This window comes from Desulfogranum mediterraneum DSM 13871 (assembly GCF_000429965.1).
GTDB classification, from domain to species: domain Bacteria; phylum Desulfobacterota; class Desulfobulbia; order Desulfobulbales; family Desulfobulbaceae; genus Desulfogranum; species Desulfogranum mediterraneum.
Map to the genome: position 1 here is coordinate 77,972 of NZ_KE387004.1, position 15,592 is coordinate 93,563.

Here is a 15,592-nt window from a genome sequence, read left to right on the forward strand (position 1 = left end):
TTCAATTGATCCGAAGAGAAGGATTACCCTATCTTCTGTATCAACTCAAACAAAAAAAAATCAGGTGGATATAAAAAATCTCCAGACCCCCTAAGGAGTCTGGAGATTTCTATGTCACACGATCAAGACAGACTTGGAACTAGATCCAGGGATCGGTCTCGATGATGTTGATGCACTCAACCTTCTCACACTTCCACTCCTGGCTCTTAGGATCGTAAGTGGAGTTAACGAAAGCCTTCCAGTTCTCGTCATCACAGGTTGGGAAGTCAGAGCGGTAGTAGAATCCTGGGTAACGGGATTCCTTACGGAACTCAATGTGACGGATGTGGGTCTCTACACACCAGATGCGGTGATAGTTTTCCCAGGCGCGCATCAGTTCATGCAGGTCGCCGGCAGCCATCTTGGCAGCATCTTCACGCAGCATCTCGAGGAGATCCAGGCAGATGTTGAGCAGTTTACCGGAGGTCATGTAGTAGGTAGCAACACCACCACCATACTCATCGGTGGCCTTCATCAGACGCATCATCATACCGGCAGGCTTAACGTAATTGGGGTTAACGTTTTCTGCGGTGGAAGCACCCTGGTGCTCATGATAGAGCTTAACCGGTGCGTAGATCTCGTCAGCCAGCTCCTGAGGAGTCTGGGCGATCTCCGGAGCGAAGTCAGCGTTGTCGCGACAGTACTTGACCATCTGCTTGGCACAGATACGACCCTCTGCATGGGATCCGGAGGAGAACTTATGACCGGAAGCGCCAACACCATCACCAGCGGTGAACAGACCGTTAACGGTGGTCATACGGTTGTAGCCCCACTTGTACTGGTGAGAACGGGGACCATCTACAGTCGGTACCCAATCTTCTTCCGGACCAGAGGTCCAGATACCACAACAACCGGAGTGAGATCCGAGCATGTAGGGTTCGGTCGGCATGATCTCAGAGCCTACCTTCTCAGGCTCAACGTTCATACCAGCCCAGAGGCCGGCCTGGCCAACGGACATATCCAGGAAGTCTTCCCAGGCCTCGGACTCGAGGTGTTTCCAGAACTTCTTAACCGCTTTCTCGTCTTTACCAGCAGCGCGCTGATCATCAAGGAAGGCGTTCAGAGCAACGTCGGTGGCCATGTAGATCGGGCCGCGACCTTCTTTGAGCTCGTTGATCATCAGGTGGTTACGCAGACAGGTAGGAGTAACTGCGGAGGCACCATAAGGCATGAACTTCTCGAGTTCGTCCTTGACTGCATCGGTGTTGGCGTAGAACTCACCCAGGCCGTTCTGTACCTTAGCCTTGAACAGCAGGAACCAAGCACCAACCGGACCGTAACCATCTTTGAAACGGGCAGGGGTGAAACGGTTTTCCATCATGGTCAGGGTGGCACCAACCTGAGCACACATGGTGTAGGTGGAGCCGGCGTTCCATACGGGGTACCAGGCACGACCTTTACCTTCACCGGTGGAGCGGGGACGGAAGATGTTAACAGCGCCACCACAGGCTACCATTGCGGTTTTACAGGTGTAGACGTGAACTTTGTTTTCACGGGTAGAGAAACCTACAGCACCGGCGATGGTGTTCTCTTTGTTTTTGTCCAGCAGCATCTTAACGATGAAGACACGCTCGTGGATGTTGTCTTCGCCCAGGGCCTTCTTGGCAGGCTCAGCAACGATACACTTGTAGGACTCACCGTTGATCATGATCTGCCATTTACCGGTACGTACAGGGGTTCCACCTTCACGCAGGGTCGGGGCAGGCTTGGCACCATCGAGGTTCTCGCCTTCGGCGTTCTTCTTCCAAACGGGCAGGCCCCACTCTTCGAACAGCTTAACAGACTCATCAACGTGACGACCGAGGTCGTAGATGAGGTCCTCACGAACAACGCCCATCAGGTCATTACGTACCATCTTGACGTAATCTTCGATGGCGTTCTCACCGATGTAGGTGTTGATTGCGGACAGACCCTGAGCAACAGCACCGGAGCGCTCCAGGGAGGCCTTATCGACGAGGATGATCTTCAGTCCTTCGGGGGCCCATTTGCCGATTTCAAAAGCGGTACCACAGGCAGCCATACCGCCACCAACGATCAGCACGTCACAGCTGTGTTCTACGATTTCCGGATCTACTACAGCAGCGAGCTCGCCCTGCGGCTTATTTGGTAATGCCATATTCCTATCTCCCAATATTTAATCTAGAATAGAATAATTAGTTAATCCCTAATACCAAGCCTGAACTTAAGCCAGTTTGGTAGGTGTAGGCAGATCGCTCTCGAGCAGCAGACACTCGTCATCGAGGTTTGCACCTGTCTCGCCGGGATATTCGTTGGCAGCACCCTCAGCAGTTGTCCGGATGGGGAACTTGAAGCGCTTGATATTGCCATTACGGAATTTTACAGTCCACATGATGGAGTCAGAAGACCGCATAGGATGAACCTGGCCTCCCAGCGGTACGAAGTCATCGTAACCACGGACAAAGATCGCGCCCTGCGGACAAATCTTAACACAAGAGTAACACTCCCAGCATGCATCGGGCTCCTGATTGTACGCCTTCATCTCCTCAATATTGAGAACCATCAGGTCGTTAGGACAGATGTACATGCAGGCAGTCTTGTCGCCGCCCTTGCAGCCATCACACTTTGAAGGATCTACGTAACTTGGCATTAAACTACCTCCTCACTTGATTTTTCCTTTATGGCGCCCGTTGTGGGTACCAATAACCTCTAGCTTGATATTTCGAAGAAAAACAGATTGGTACTACTTGACGATCATCTATTTTTCACCGCAACCCGCAACCAGCAACATGTTAATTTTACTTCACTATAAAGACGTAATCTCTCTGAGTAAAAAATGAACAGCCACTCATTATGGTGAGATCAACTTTTAATTTGTTGCCTGGTCATTGTCAAGAAAAATCGACAAAACAAGGCTGTCCAGGAAAACTTATAAAAACCATCAGGAGAATGTATATAGGCTCCAGAAGGCTATATTTTGCCTTTCCTCCCTTGAAAACCGTGCCCAAAAAAAAATCTAGCCCGGTGCTGACCACACTCCCTGTCGGCCATAAAGTTGGCCTTCTCCAGAGCTGGGCCGGTCGCGGAAGAGCACCCTCCAATCAGCCCTCGTAGCCCCCCCGAACCAAGACCTCCCTGGGGCGTGATCCGTCTGCCGGACCGACGACCCCCTCCCGTTCCATGGTCTCGATCATCCTGGCGGCCCGGTTATAGCCGACCCGCAGGCGACGCTGGACCATGGAGATGGAAGCCTGGCCGGTCTCTGTGACCACGGCCACGGCCTCATCATACTTCTCATCATGCTCAGCCACCCCATCGCCTCCCTCTTCCGGTTCTTCTTCCACCCCCTGGAGCACCGACTCATCATACTCCGCAGGCCCCTGCTCCTTGAGGAAACTGATGATCCGTTCGGTCTCCTGCTCGGAGATAAAGGCGCCATGGATTCGTTGCAGTTTGGCCGCCCCCGGCGGCAGAAAGAGCATGTCCCCCATGCCGAGGAGATGCTCGGCCCCTGAGCCGTCCAGGACCGTACGGGAATCCACCTTGGAAGATACCTTGAAGGAGATCCTGGTCGGGAAGTTGGCCTTGATCAGGCCGGTGAGCACATCCACCGAGGGCCGCTGGGTTGCCAGGACAATATGCATCCCCGCGGCTCTGGCCATCTGGGCCAGCCGGGCGATGGAGGTCTCGACATCCTTGGAGGCGACCATCATCAGGTCTGCCAGCTCATCGACGATGATGACGATAAAGGGCAACTTCTCTTCAGCCACCTGGTTGTAGGAGGTAAAGGACTTGACCCGTAGCTCTTCGAGCAGGCGGTACCTGCGTTCCATCTCCCGTACCGCCCAGATCAGGGCCCTGGAGGCCACCTTGGCCTCCACCACCACCGGATGGAGCAGATGGGGGATATCATCATAGACCGAGAGCTCGATCCGCTTGGGATCGATCATCAGGAGGCGGACGTCTTCGGGGGCGGCCTTGAAGAGGATGGAGGCGATAAAGGCGTTAATGGCCACCGACTTCCCGGCGCCGGTGGCGCCGGCAATGAGCAGGTGGGGCATCCGGGCCAGATCGGCGATGATGGGCCGGCCGATGACGTCAAAGCCCAGGGCCAGGCTGAGCATGGAGGCCGACTCCCGGTACTCCCTGGAGAGGAGGATGTCCCTGAGAAAGACCATCTTACGCACCGGGTTGGGAATCTCGATGCCGATGGCCGCCTTCCCCGGGATGGAGCCCACCACCCTGACCCGATCCACCTTGAGCACCATGGCCAGGTCATCGGCCAGGGAGACGATCTTATTGATCTTCACCCCAGGGGCCGGGGTATACTCGTAGGTGGTGACCACCGGACCCGGTGAAATCCCGACCACCCCGCCCTCCACTCCAAAGTCTTCGAGTTTGGCAGCCAGGATCTTGCTGGTTTCCAGATAGTGTTCCCGGCTGACCTTGACCTCATCCTGGGTGGATTGATCCAAGAGGTTCAGGTTGGGCAGACGATAGACCCCACGTTTCAATGGTTTTGGACTGAACTGCTCCTCGACCTCCTGCTCAGGTGCCTCCCAGACCACCGGCTCATGCACTGCCGGTGGCGGCAGCACCGGTTTTGGCTCGGGTTCCAGGGCCTGGGGTGGAGCCTTTTTCAGGCCTGGCTCGGCACCAGCCCCCTTGATCACCGGACCCGGTTTAGGCAGACGCCCAAGCAGAACCACCCCCCTCAGCAACCATTGCCAGCTCCAGCCCATGGTGGCCAACAGCGAAAAACGTACCGCCGCCATCATGGCCAGGACCAGCACCATGGTCAGGACCAGGGTGGAACCGATCTTGCCCAGAACGGTGTTCAACACGGTCCAGAGGAAGGCACCGATGTAACCTCCGGGGAGGATGTACTGCCCTGCCACCATGCTGGTGCTCTGTTGCCCCAGAAGCCCTGCAGAGGAGAAGAGGATACCGGTGATGCCGGCAACGATAAAGGGCAGACGCTGGATATCGGCCCGGCCCTGGAAAAAGGCCCAGCCCACATAGATCAGAATCACCACCGGAAAAAAGGCGGCAAGACCGATCAGGGATATGAGGTAGTGCGCAACAAAGAAGCCAAATGCGCCGCACCAGTTGGCCGCAGGTTCCTGCAGGGTTGCGCCCCCCTGATAGAGAGGCAGGAGGTAGCTGAGCAGACAGAGCAGGAGAAAGACCGCCAGAAAGAGTACCAGCAGGGTTACGGTTTCCTTGAGCAGCCAAGGTTCTTTGTTTGTACGACGCGCCATTCCTTCCTGATCCCCTTTTTTCTTAGGACGTCCAAGCCGTCCGATGGCACCGAAGCAAGCGGGCTTCGATGGTTCCTCCCCCCAACAGGCGACAGCTGAGACCAGCAGTGGCCAGGGGGCCTCTGCTGGTTCATCTACACTATTTATCAGTAAAAATCAAAGGGACCCCAGGCAGCCGGCAGTGGGCACTGCCGGCAGAGCCGGTGATTTTACGCAGGAAAGAGAGGGGCAGGAGAAAATGGAGAAAGGGTTTGAAGAGGGATGGCGGAAGCGCTCATCCCCGAGTTGAGAGGCCGGCCTGAACCGAATCGAGGATACCGTTGATAAAGGAAACCGATTCCCGCACAGAGTAGCGCTTGGCTATCTCCAGGGCCTCATTGATGGCCACCTGAACAGGCACATCGTCGCGGTACTGCATCTCATAGACCGCGATCCTGAGCACGTTGCGATCCACCAGGGACATCCGCTCCACCCGCCAGTTGTGAGAGTGCTCGGCCAGGAGCGCATCTATCGCCTCTCGATGCTCACAGAGCCCGAAGACCAGCTCCTCTCCATAGGCGAGGGCCTTCTTGCCGGCATCAAAGGTCTGACAGAAGACCTCCAACTCCCGGGCGACCGGTTCCTGGTCACAGGAGCGTTCCTGAAAGTCGTGACTAAAGAGAAACTGGAGGGCCAATTCCCGTGATTTACGCCGTAATCCCATTGTTCGCTTATACCTGTATGGTTGAATAAAAAAGCAGTGGGGCAGAGATCTTCTCCCTGCCCCACTGCTGTTGCGCCCTCTTGCTCCGCCGGGAGGGCATGGGCCGCCCGGGAAGAGCGGCTCAGCCTACCTGCTCGAGCAGGTTGACCATCTCCAGCGCTGCCACGGCAACATCCGAGCCCTTGTTTCCGGCCTTGGTTCCGGCCCGTTCGATGGCCTGTTCAATGGTCTCGGTGGTCAGGACCCCGAAGAGGATGGGCACCCCGGTATCCAGCATCACCTGGGCCGAGCCCTTGGCCACCTCGCCGGCAACAAAGTCAAAGTGGGGGGTCGCCCCACGGATGACCGCACCGATGCAGATCACGGCATCATACCTGCCGGACTTGGCCATCCTCTGGGTTGCCAGCGGAATCTCAAAGGCGCCGGGTACCCGGGCCACGTCGACGTCATCGCTGTTGACCCCGGAACGCACCAGGCTGTCCAGAGCCCCTTCCAGCAGTTTTTCGCAGATAAATGAGTTGAACCGTGCCACCACAATGCCGATCTTGCGCCCGGTTCCCTGGAGGTTTCCCTCAAAATAATTTGCCATAACTCTTTCCTATCTCTTTGCAATAATGGATATATCGTTGAATTCAGGGCTCATTGGAGACATAACCGATGGGCAGCTCTCCATACAACTCAAGAATGTGGCCCATCTTATCGCGTTTTGTCCGCAAATAGCGCTGATTGTCCTTCTCTCCCGGGATCTCGATGGGCAGACGGTCGCTCACCTTCAGGCCGTAGCCTTCCAGGCCGATAATCTTCTTGGGATTGTTGGTCAAAAGCCGCATCTGGCGGATCCCGAGATCGCGGAGGATCTGGGCACCGACCCCATAGTCACGCAGGTCAGGTTTGAATCCCAGCCTGGTGTTGGCCTCGACCGTGTCCAGGCCGTCACAGTCCTGGAGTTCATAGGCCTTGAGCTTGTTGACCAAGCCGATCCCCCGGCCCTCCTGGCGCATATAGAGCACCACTCCGCGCCCCTCCTGTTCGACCATGCGCATGGCCGCATGGAGCTGGGGGCCACAATCGCAGCGGGCAGAGCCGAAGACATCACCGGTAAGGCACTCGGAATGAACCCGGACCATGACCGGCTCTTCGGTATCCACATCCCCCATGACCAGGGCCACATGCTCAAAACCGTCGACCTGGTTGGTATAGGCGATCACCCGAAACTGACCGGCATGGGTGGTGGGGAGACGCGCCTCTGCGGCACGCTCAACCAGCCGGTCCTTGCGCAGCCGATAGGCGACCAGGTCGGCGATGGTGGCAATCTTGATCCCATGCTCCCGGGCAAAGATCTCCAGATCGGGCATCCGGGCCATGGTCCCGTCTTCATTCATGATCTCACAGATGATCCCGGCGTTGCGCATCCCGGCAATCCGGGCCAGGTCAACCGATCCCTCGGTCTGACCCGTCCGCACCAGCACCCCGCCTTCACGGGCGCGCAGGGGGAAGATATGGCCAGGGCTGATGATATCCCGGGGCGCCGCATTGGGGTCCACCGCCGCCTCAATGGTTCGGGCCCGGTCGGCCGCTGAGATGCCGGTGCTCACCCCGGTCCGGGCTTCGATACTGATGGTGAAGCCGGTACCATAGGGGGACTGGTTGTTGGGGACCATCATGGGCAGGCCGAGCTGCTCGATGATCTCCGGGCTCATCGCCAGACAGATCAGCCCCCGGCCATGGGTGGCCATGAAGTTGATGGCCTCGGGAGTGACCGCCTCTGCGGCCATACACAGGTCACCTTCATTCTCCCGGTCTTCATCATCAACCAGGATCACCATTTTTCCGGCTTTGATATCCTCTACTACTTCTTCTATTGAACTGACAGCCATCTCACACCCTCTTTCGGGAATCAACCTGAGCTTCCCTGTTACTCATCAGATAATGACCGCTGGGGCCACCGCTTGTTTATAAAAATCCATGTTCGGCGAGAAAGGAGGGGCTGATCTTACTGCTCGCCTCCCTGGGCCCGCCATGACCGCCAAGCAGCTTTTCCACATACTTGCCGATGATATCCACCTCGATATTCACCCGATCCCCCTGCTTCAGCTCCCCCAGGGTGGTGACCGCCAGGGTATGGGGAATAATGGAAACAGCGAACCGGTTCTCCTGGCAGCTGTTAACGGTGAGACTGATGCCGTTGATGGTTATGGACCCCTTCTCAATAACATATTTTATTAAACTCGGGTCCAAGGAAAAGTGAAACAGGGTAAAATCTCCGCTTTCCCGACGTTCCTCCACCATGCCCAGGCCGTCGACATGGCCGGAGACGATGTGCCCGCCCAGGCGGTCACTGAGCCGCAGGGCGCGCTCCAGGTTCACCCTGGAACCCAGCTTAAGCCGGCCCAGACCGGTACGGGAGAGGCTCTCCGGCGAGACATCCACCAGAAAACGATTACCTGAAAAGTTGCGGGCGGTAAGACAAACGCCGTTGGTGGCGATGGACTCTCCCTCTTTGGGATCGCTGATGGCAAAGTCAGACTCCAGCCCAAAGACCATGCCCCCGCCGGCGGCACGTTTCTCCACCACCGTCCCTAATCCTTGAATTATGCCGGTAAACATTTAGGCCCCTTTTTCCAGCTCCTCGGCGCGTCGGGCAAACTCTTGGGCCAGACGATCGTGCTTGAAGTTGGCATGGATACTGGAAACGGTTCGGAAGCTGTCTGCGGCCTTCTCAAGGGCACCGCTCTCCTGGTAGACCTCTCCAATGGCCTCCAGCACCTCCACCACACCCCTGGGATTATTCACCACCCGGTAGTGGTCGACCAGATCCATCATCATTTCCAGGGCCTTATCCAACTCGCCCATCTTACGGTAGCTGGTGGCAATCTTCTTGTTCAGGCCGACCACGGAAAAGGTATCATCCTCTTCCTCACAGATGCTGGCCGCCCGCTGGTAGTGGCTGATCGCCATGGAATACTCTTCCCTGGCCACGCAGGTATCACCCAGGCGGTCCGAGGCATTGGCAATGCCCTGGCGATCATTCTTTTCCTCAAAGCCCAGGAGGGCGTTATGAAAGTTGATAATCGCCTGGGTATAGTCCCCTGCGGTGAAATGCTTGCGCCCTGCCATGTAATCCATCTTGGCGGGATCATTAGGGTCCCCGAGGTTTTGCCCCTCACACATCGGCTCGGAGGATTGCATGGGCTGAATGGACTGCATGGGCTGAATGGTATCACTGACCATCTTGTTCTCCCTTATGAATTTCTTCTATCGCTCTTTGCGCCACTGCACCAACCGTGGTTTCCAGGGGTGAGCCCTGATCAAAGATGGTCACCCTGTTCTCATCCTGTTGCAGCGGAAGCAGCTGAAAGCCGGCCTCGCTGGCCCTGATCCGACCGAGCATCCGGGCTACCAGGGCCCGAACCTCTGCCTGTTCGTGGCTGAGCAGGTCAAAGAGTGAATAAAAAGGTGTTTTCCTGATAAGATCCGGCCGGGTAACGGCTATCTCCCCCATGCCCCAGAGTACGGCGGCACAGGTGGCGGGATCGTCTAAATAGTTGTAGAGGTGACGGGTAAAGGCGCCGTAGATATCTGGCCTGCAGGCGATGATGGCACCAATGGCCTCGACCATGCCCCAGGAGGTGGATGCCGAATCGGAACAGGACTCAAAGAGCCGGTGGAGCAGATCAGCCACCGGCGCAGGCTCACGGGTGGAGATCCGGGCACAGACCAGGCCGGTGGTCCAGGCCACCCGGTAACGCATGGCCGTCTCAGGCTCATAGAGCAGGCGCTGGAGGAAGCGGAGGGTGCGTTTATCATCAAAGCAGAGATCTACCAGCGCATCCAGGTCATCCTGGAGCACCAGCTCCTTGACCAGTTTCTTGCTGGCCCGTTTCTTCTCCCGTTTGGGATCACGCTCAGGCTCAATCTCAGGGCCTGCTGCGCCTCCCTGGGCTGCAGCTCCCTCGGAGGGAACCCGTTGCTGTTGATTGTTCTGATACCGCTCTACGATCTCGGCCATCCCCTTGTGGAGACGGACAAAGAAGAGCACCCCCCGCACGGCACGGCCATCCAGGTTTCGCTTGGGGATGACCTGGTGGGTGACGTCATCATAGTCTTCCAGCCGTCCGGTGAGGTAGTCTTCCTCTGGGAGGAGTTCCCAGGCAAGATCCCACTCATCGTGACAGGCGTTGACCAGACACTCCACCATGGCTGCCCCGACGTTGTGACCGGTGGCGTCGGCTACATAGACCGCGCCACACTCACACCGCCCCATGGGAAACTCGGTCATCTTCCGCACCATGGCATCGCTGGGTCGACCGATGTCCATGCCGCAGAAGGGGCACCACGGTTTCAAGGTGGCTTCAGCTTTACTGGCCATGGCGCTTAACCCAACTTTTCGTTCAAGGCATCGATGAAACGCGGATCAACAGAGTAGCCGAGCTCTTTGGCCTTTTCCAGGTTCTGCTTGGATTCGGCGAAATCGCCTTTAAAGTAGAGGGCCACGGCCAGGTTATTACGGGCCATAGCGGAATCAGGCTCCAGGGTGACGGCCTCACGGGCTGCCTCCACGGCCTTGGCATCCTCTTCATTCATGGTGTAGGCAGAGGTGAGATTGATCCAGGCGGTGAGCAGCTTGGGATCAATCTGGATGGCCGTGGAATAGCTCTCGATGGCATCGGCCACCCGATTCTGGTGCTGACGGATCAGGCCGATATTGACATGGGCCTCGGCCATCTTGGGCGAGATCGCCAGGGCCTGCTCGTTGAGTTTGAGCGCCTTCTCGGTATCCCCCAGATCAAAATGAATCGCCCCCAGGTTGATCATGCTCTCCATGGACTGGTCATCCAGCTCAATGGCTTTTTCCAGCTGGGTGATCGCCTCTTCGACCCGACCGGCCTGCCGGTAGACCAACCCCAGGTGATGCCTGGCCACGACGTTATCCGGCTTTTCCTTTACTACCTTTTCCAAGTCGCTGATCACCGTAGGCAGATCAGTGGTTTTCTGCTCATCAGACATAAAAAAACCCTTTGTTATCCAGTTTATATAATCTCTTCAACCAAGATCGATTCGTCTTCTCTATAGTGTGGAACTCCAACAAAACAGCAAATATTATAGGCATAAACCCCAAGGAAGCAAGCAGATCCAGGCCAATATTTTTCCGACCGGCTGCTTCTCTGCCTCTGCCCTGCCCGGGCCGATGGACTCTTGGGGGGATAAACAGTACCCGAGCCCGCCCTCAGTGGGCGGTCCAGGGAGCGGCCCGGGCCGCTCAACGCTGATGGGCAATCAGTTTCTTCTTCCGGGCCTTGGCCAAGACCTTGTGGGCCACGGCTATATCTTTGCCGATCTGACGCACCAGGGCCTCGGGACCGTCAAAGGCAATCTCTGTCCGGAGGTGCCTGAGCAGATCGATCTTCAGTGGCCGGCCATAGATATCGGCATTAAAGTCGAAAATATGGGTTTCAGCGACCAGTTTCTGCATCCCGAAGGTCGGATTATAGCCGATATTGGAGACCCCGCCATACTGTTTGCCGTCATAGCTGACCTGGGTGACATAGACCCCGGTCTTGGGACAGAGGTCCTCCTCTGAGATACAGAGGTTGGCCGTGGGAAACCCCAAGGTCCGCCCCCGTTGCTGCCCGGGCTCGACGATGCCGCGAATCTGATAAAAACGCCCCAGGAGCTTACGCACATCCCGCATCCTCCCGGCCATGACCAACTCCCGAATCCTGGTACTGGAGACGATCTCACCCTCGATAAACTGCGCCTCAACCACCGTCACTGGAAACCCCCTGGCATCACCCTGCTCTTTGAGAAAATCAATATTTCCCTGGCGTCCCTTGCCCAGGGCATAGTCATAACCCACCACCAGATCCTTCATCCCGATCCGGTCCACCAGGACCTGGTTGACAAAATCCAGGGCTGGGGTCGCTGCCACTGCCGGGGTAAAGGGAATGACCACCAGCGCGTCCAGACCGGCCTGGGCAATCAGCTCAATCTTTTGGGGCGTGGTGGAGATCAAACGGATCCCCCCGGGACTGAGCACCTTGAGGGGGTGGGGATCAAAGGTGACGGCAACACTGGTGCCGCCCTGCTCCCGGGCGCGTCGCACCACGGTGTCAAACAGCATCTTATGGCCCAGGTGGACCCCGTCAAAGTTGCCGATGGTCACATGGGCGGCGGGGAATGGGGATCGGATTTCGTTGAGGTCGCTGTAAATGTCCATAGACTCCACCTTCACAGTCATGAAGGGGCTCATCAAAGAAGGGGGCTGGGCTCTTCTGCTGACAGGTGTTTTATTCCGGCCAGGAAGACAAACTGTGTATACAGTAAGATCCCTTCACCCCGGTTGCAATACTCTGGGCAACTCTTTTTCGGCTCCGCTTGAAAAATGCGACACAGAGAAAAAATAGGCTGTTGTACCCCATATCAGCCAAACACGCAATTGGTTCATGTGGCCAGCGTCTCTTCCCGGCTCCGGGGAACCCGCCCAAGGGGTGGAGGCGCCTTGACCTGGATTACTCTCAGGAGCAAGATCCAGAGGGATCAACCACGTACCCCGTTCACTCTCCAGCCGGCATCACTGCTGCCTCCCCCAAAAAAAGCACTCTGCCCGACAAAGAACACTTGACACAAAACGCGTCTTGGTGCATATTGGCCCTCGCATTGCCGAAGTGGCGGAATTGGTAGACGCGCTAGGTTCAGGGTCTAGTGGGCGTACGCTCGTGGGAGTTCGACTCTCCCCTTCGGCACCAGAAACGACAAGGGCTGTAATCGATACGATTACAGCCCTTTTTCGTTGGTTCTTCTCTTCGGCCTCTTGCCTACCCTTTGCCGACCTCTTGCTGCCCCCCTCGCCGGCCCCTTCCCGGCGGCTCTTCCTCTCTGACTGCTCCCGGCAGAGCCCGCCGCTGCAGCCACTCGCTCATAACCAGCCTACGGCTTTTTTTCCTATGAAGGCTTGAACCTGCAAACTTTTCGTTATTCACTGCATCAACACTTGACACAGAGCGCGTCTTGGTGCATATTGGCCCTCGCATTGCCGAAGTGGCGGAATTGGTAGACGCGCTAGGTTCAGGGTCTAGTGGGCGTACGCTCGTGGGAGTTCGACTCTCCCCTTCGGCACCAGAAACGACAAGGGCTGTAATCGATACGATTACAGCCCTTTTTCGTTGGCCCTTCTCACCCGATCTTCAGCCGATCTTCATCATCGGCACCGGGCTCTCCCCCAAGATCCCCTGCCACCGCGCCCACAGGTCAAGACTGCACCTGGCCCGCCGTGGTCGACCGGAAAGAGCTGCACCACTCCAGCCTGTCACCGCAAGATCGAGCCATGCCCTGTCCTCCGGCTCCCCCACAGCCGACCTCACCCCGAACTCAACATCCCGGACACATCTTCAACTGACCACCAGCTTATCCCTGGGGCCCTCTTCCGGCCCGCTCCGCCCTGACAGGGCTGCTCATCAGCAGACTCGTAAGGTTTTCCATTGACATCCTCCCCGATAATCGTGGAAAATTTACTATGATCAAGAGGGGAGGAAAACCCATGGGAACACATCCGGTCATTAAAAATTTCTCCTACTGTTTAGCCCAGGTCCCGGACCTGGTTCGTTACGGCTCTAAACCGCGACGGGACATTGCCCGCGACCAGGGCCTTGAGGAAAAAATCAGCCGATCTCTCCGCTCGTACCCGGAGGCGGTCTGCTATCCCCCCAATCAGACCTTTGTGGGAAACCTTACTCCGGAAGAGTTGGCAAAGATCCCGCGTCCCTGGTTTCAATCCAGGGGCGGCCCTGGAGGAGGTGAACCAGAGGGAATCGGCAGATTTGGGGAGATCGCAGACCAGGAGCTCTTCCTTGCCCTCCTCAACGTCGCCGATGTCCTCAAGCCGCCGCTCTTTCAGCCAGACGAGCTGTACAGGGTACGATTGGAGCAGCGCTTGGCAAGCCATCCGCTCTTTGGTGCCGATACCAGCCCGTCTCCACCGCCCCCCCAGCCTGCACACTCACCTTTGTCCACCCCACACCCCACCTCTCTGCCGATATACCACCGGCAAGAGCGCTACGGCTGGTTTCACCGGGACCAACGAGCCGAAGGAGTGGATGACGAAAATCTGGCCGCTCACCATCTCCTGGAGAATCTCTCCACCAAGGCCTCCGCCGCCCTGGCCCTCAAGTGGTTGCTGCACCGGGAAGATATCAGCGCCAACCAGGTCGATTTTGTGATCAGCTGTGGGGAAGAGGCCTGTGGTGACCGCTATCAGCGGGGGGGAGGGGGCATGGCCAAGGCCATTGGCCAGATGTGCGGCTGTAACCAGGCCTCTGGTCTTGATATCAAAAATTTTTGCGCCGCCCCTGCCTCAGCACTGATCCTGGCAGGCGCCATGGTGCAGTCCGGCCTCCATGAGCGCATCGTCGTGGTAGGCGGTGGCTCTCTGGCCAAACTCGGGATGAAGTTTCAGGCCTTTCTCGCAGAGCAGATGCCCATCCTGGACGACTGCCTTGCCTCTCTGGCCTTTCTGGTCACAGCCGATGACGGGCTCAGTCCCATTATCCGGCTTGAACCAGGGGCAGTGGGCAAGGTTCCCATTGGCGCAAGCGGCTCCGAGGAATCGGTGTATCGCTCCTATCTGCTGGAGCCCCTGAGCAGACTGGGCCTCGATTTCACGGATATCGACAAATTTGCCCCCGAGCTCCAGAATCCCGAGATCATGGAACGTTCAGGATCAGGAGATGTCGCCAAAAAAAATTACCGCAAGATTGCCGCAATGGCCGTGCTCTCCCAGGCCCTTGAAAAAAAAGAGATGAACAGCTGGATCCAGACCATCGGCATGCCCGGCTTTGCGCCCACCCAGGGCCACATCCCCTCTGCGGTTCCCTATCTGGGCCATGCGACCGAGGCCATCCGCGGGGAACGGATCCAGCGGGCGATGTTTCTGGCCAAGGCAAGTATCTTCCTCAACAGATGTACCGACCTCTTTGACGGGGTATCATTTATTATCGAGCGTAATCCGCAGCTCGGCCCCCTGGAGAAACAGAGCAACCGGCAGCTCTAAATACAGCGCAGCTCTGCTGCCCAAGGCAGTGCACCATCCCCCCATAACCAGCAAAGAACAAACGAGGGAACCCCATGTTAACAGGAAAAAAAACCATCGTGTTCGGCGAGCGGGACGAGATCAGCGCCACAGCCACCAGTGCCTGCCTCAAGGCGGCTGGAGCTGAAGTCGTCTACGAGAATACCGCCTGTTTCGTCTGAACTTCGGCAGGCGCTGCAGGTCTTGCAGAACAGGAAGAGGTAAAAAAACTGGTGGAACAGTACGGCACTCGGGATATGATCGTGGTTTTTGGCCTGAATCAGCCCGCCACCGTGGAGATCATGGCCCGCACCTTTCACGATGGCGACCCCAGCTATGCCGGTCCCCTGGCCGGTGTGGCCCTTGGGCTGAAGAGTTATCATATCCTTGAACTCAAGGACCATATACCGGCTCATGTCTGGGAAGAACAGATGGGCATGCACGAACTCGAGATCGAGGATGAGATTTGGGAAAAGATCTGCCAGATCCTGAAGCAGGCCCGTCATGAGTAACCGGGCCGTTTTTTAAAAACAAGCGCTGCCCTTACCTGGAGACCAGGGGGCTTCA

The 15,592-nt window shown here is 57.1% G+C and carries 13 protein-coding genes and 2 tRNA genes; 4 read left to right on the forward strand and 11 right to left on the reverse strand.

The annotated features are described in order from the left end of the window. Positions 1 to 139 precede the first annotated feature (139 nt). From aprA to G494_RS0115230, 11 genes are all read right to left on the reverse strand, one after another. Positions 140 to 2,155: an adenylyl-sulfate reductase subunit alpha gene (gene aprA, locus G494_RS0115180; protein WP_028585204.1), complete on the reverse strand. Its 2,016-nt coding sequence runs from the start codon at positions 2,153 to 2,155 to the stop codon at positions 140 to 142. A 66-nt stretch (positions 2,156 to 2,221) separates the two neighbouring features. After that, complete coding sequence (gene aprB / locus G494_RS0115185) at positions 2,222 to 2,647, reverse strand: adenylyl-sulfate reductase subunit beta (protein WP_028585205.1); 426 nt, start codon at positions 2,645 to 2,647, stop codon at positions 2,222 to 2,224. Between the two features lie 451 nt (positions 2,648 to 3,098). Continuing rightward, positions 3,099 to 5,258 carry a DNA translocase FtsK gene (locus G494_RS0115190; protein ID WP_035246929.1) on the reverse strand — a complete coding sequence of 720 codons (2,160 nt, stop codon included), beginning with the start codon at positions 5,256 to 5,258 and terminating at the stop codon, positions 3,099 to 3,101. 274 nt (positions 5,259 to 5,532) lie between these two features. Continuing rightward, positions 5,533 to 5,961: a transcription antitermination factor NusB gene (gene nusB / locus G494_RS0115195; RefSeq protein WP_028585207.1), complete on the reverse strand. Its 429-nt coding sequence runs from the start codon at positions 5,959 to 5,961 to the stop codon at positions 5,533 to 5,535. 121 nt (positions 5,962 to 6,082) lie between these two features. Beyond that, positions 6,083 to 6,550, reverse strand: a complete 468-nt coding sequence (gene ribH / locus G494_RS0115200) for a 6,7-dimethyl-8-ribityllumazine synthase (RefSeq protein WP_028585208.1) — start codon at positions 6,548 to 6,550, stop codon at positions 6,083 to 6,085. Positions 6,551 to 6,593: 43 nt separating this feature from the next. Further along, positions 6,594 to 7,838, reverse strand: a complete 1,245-nt coding sequence (locus G494_RS0115205) for a bifunctional 3,4-dihydroxy-2-butanone-4-phosphate synthase/GTP cyclohydrolase II (protein WP_028585209.1) — start codon at positions 7,836 to 7,838, stop codon at positions 6,594 to 6,596. A 76-nt stretch (positions 7,839 to 7,914) separates the two neighbouring features. Beyond that, a complete protein-coding gene (locus tag G494_RS0115210) occupies positions 7,915 to 8,568 on the reverse strand; it encodes a riboflavin synthase (RefSeq protein WP_028585210.1) in 654 nt (217 codons plus the stop codon). Beyond that, positions 8,569 to 9,192, reverse strand: coding sequence for a tetratricopeptide repeat protein (locus G494_RS23805; RefSeq protein WP_051305743.1), 624 nt, complete (start codon positions 9,190 to 9,192; stop codon positions 8,569 to 8,571). Next, the gene (locus tag G494_RS0115220; protein ID WP_028585211.1) at positions 9,182 to 10,330 is read right to left on the reverse strand and encodes a DVU0298 family protein; all 1,149 of its coding nucleotides are present in this window, start codon (positions 10,328 to 10,330) and stop codon (positions 9,182 to 9,184) included. The genes G494_RS23805 and G494_RS0115220 overlap by 11 nt, the downstream gene beginning before the upstream one ends. Positions 10,331 to 10,335: 5 nt before the next feature. Then, complete coding sequence (locus G494_RS0115225) at positions 10,336 to 10,968, reverse strand: tetratricopeptide repeat protein (protein ID WP_028585212.1); 633 nt, start codon at positions 10,966 to 10,968, stop codon at positions 10,336 to 10,338. 253 nt (positions 10,969 to 11,221) lie between these two features. Further along, positions 11,222 to 12,178, reverse strand: coding sequence for a bifunctional riboflavin kinase/FAD synthetase (locus G494_RS0115230; protein WP_028585213.1), 957 nt, complete (start codon positions 12,176 to 12,178; stop codon positions 11,222 to 11,224). A 442-nt stretch (positions 12,179 to 12,620) separates the two neighbouring features. Here G494_RS0115230 and G494_RS0115235 point away from each other — a divergent pair. From G494_RS0115235 to grdA, 4 genes are all read left to right on the forward strand, one after another. Continuing rightward, positions 12,621 to 12,707, forward strand: a tRNA-Leu gene (locus tag G494_RS0115235). A gap of 286 nt (positions 12,708 to 12,993) precedes the next feature. Beyond that, a tRNA-Leu gene (locus tag G494_RS0115240) sits at positions 12,994 to 13,080 on the forward strand. A 418-nt stretch (positions 13,081 to 13,498) separates the two neighbouring features. Continuing rightward, positions 13,499 to 15,007: a glycine/sarcosine/betaine reductase complex component C subunit beta gene (gene grdC, locus G494_RS23810; protein WP_035247060.1), complete on the forward strand. Its 1,509-nt coding sequence runs from the start codon at positions 13,499 to 13,501 to the stop codon at positions 15,005 to 15,007. A gap of 74 nt (positions 15,008 to 15,081) precedes the next feature. After that, positions 15,082 to 15,537 (forward strand): glycine/sarcosine/betaine reductase complex selenoprotein A, encoded by a 456-nt coding sequence (grdA, locus tag G494_RS27735; protein ID WP_232362573.1) that lies wholly within the window; start codon positions 15,082 to 15,084, stop codon positions 15,535 to 15,537. The last annotated feature ends 55 nt before the right edge of the window (positions 15,538 to 15,592 follow it).

Coding starts and splice junctions, on each gene's coding strand:
- aprA (WP_028585204.1), bottom strand. CDS start 2,155: ATGGCATTACCAAATAAGCCGCAGGGCGAGCTCGCTGCTGTAGTAGAT.
- aprB (WP_028585205.1), bottom strand. CDS start 2,647: ATGCCAAGTTACGTAGATCCTTCAAAGTGTGATGGCTGCAAGGGCGGC.
- G494_RS0115190 (WP_035246929.1), bottom strand. CDS start 5,258: ATGGCGCGTCGTACAAACAAAGAACCTTGGCTGCTCAAGGAAACCGTA.
- nusB (WP_028585207.1), bottom strand. CDS start 5,961: ATGGGATTACGGCGTAAATCACGGGAATTGGCCCTCCAGTTTCTCTTT.
- ribH (WP_028585208.1), bottom strand. CDS start 6,550: ATGGCAAATTATTTTGAGGGAAACCTCCAGGGAACCGGGCGCAAGATC.
- G494_RS0115205 (WP_028585209.1), bottom strand. CDS start 7,838: ATGGCTGTCAGTTCAATAGAAGAAGTAGTAGAGGATATCAAAGCCGGA.
- G494_RS0115210 (WP_028585210.1), bottom strand. CDS start 8,568: ATGTTTACCGGCATAATTCAAGGATTAGGGACGGTGGTGGAGAAACGT.
- G494_RS23805 (WP_051305743.1), bottom strand. CDS start 9,192: ATGGTCAGTGATACCATTCAGCCCATGCAGTCCATTCAGCCCATGCAA.
- G494_RS0115220 (WP_028585211.1), bottom strand. CDS start 10,330: ATGGCCAGTAAAGCTGAAGCCACCTTGAAACCGTGGTGCCCCTTCTGC.
- G494_RS0115225 (WP_028585212.1), bottom strand. CDS start 10,968: ATGTCTGATGAGCAGAAAACCACTGATCTGCCTACGGTGATCAGCGAC.
- G494_RS0115230 (WP_028585213.1), bottom strand. CDS start 12,178: ATGGACATTTACAGCGACCTCAACGAAATCCGATCCCCATTCCCCGCC.
- grdC (WP_035247060.1), top strand. CDS start 13,499: ATGGGAACACATCCGGTCATTAAAAATTTCTCCTACTGTTTAGCCCAG.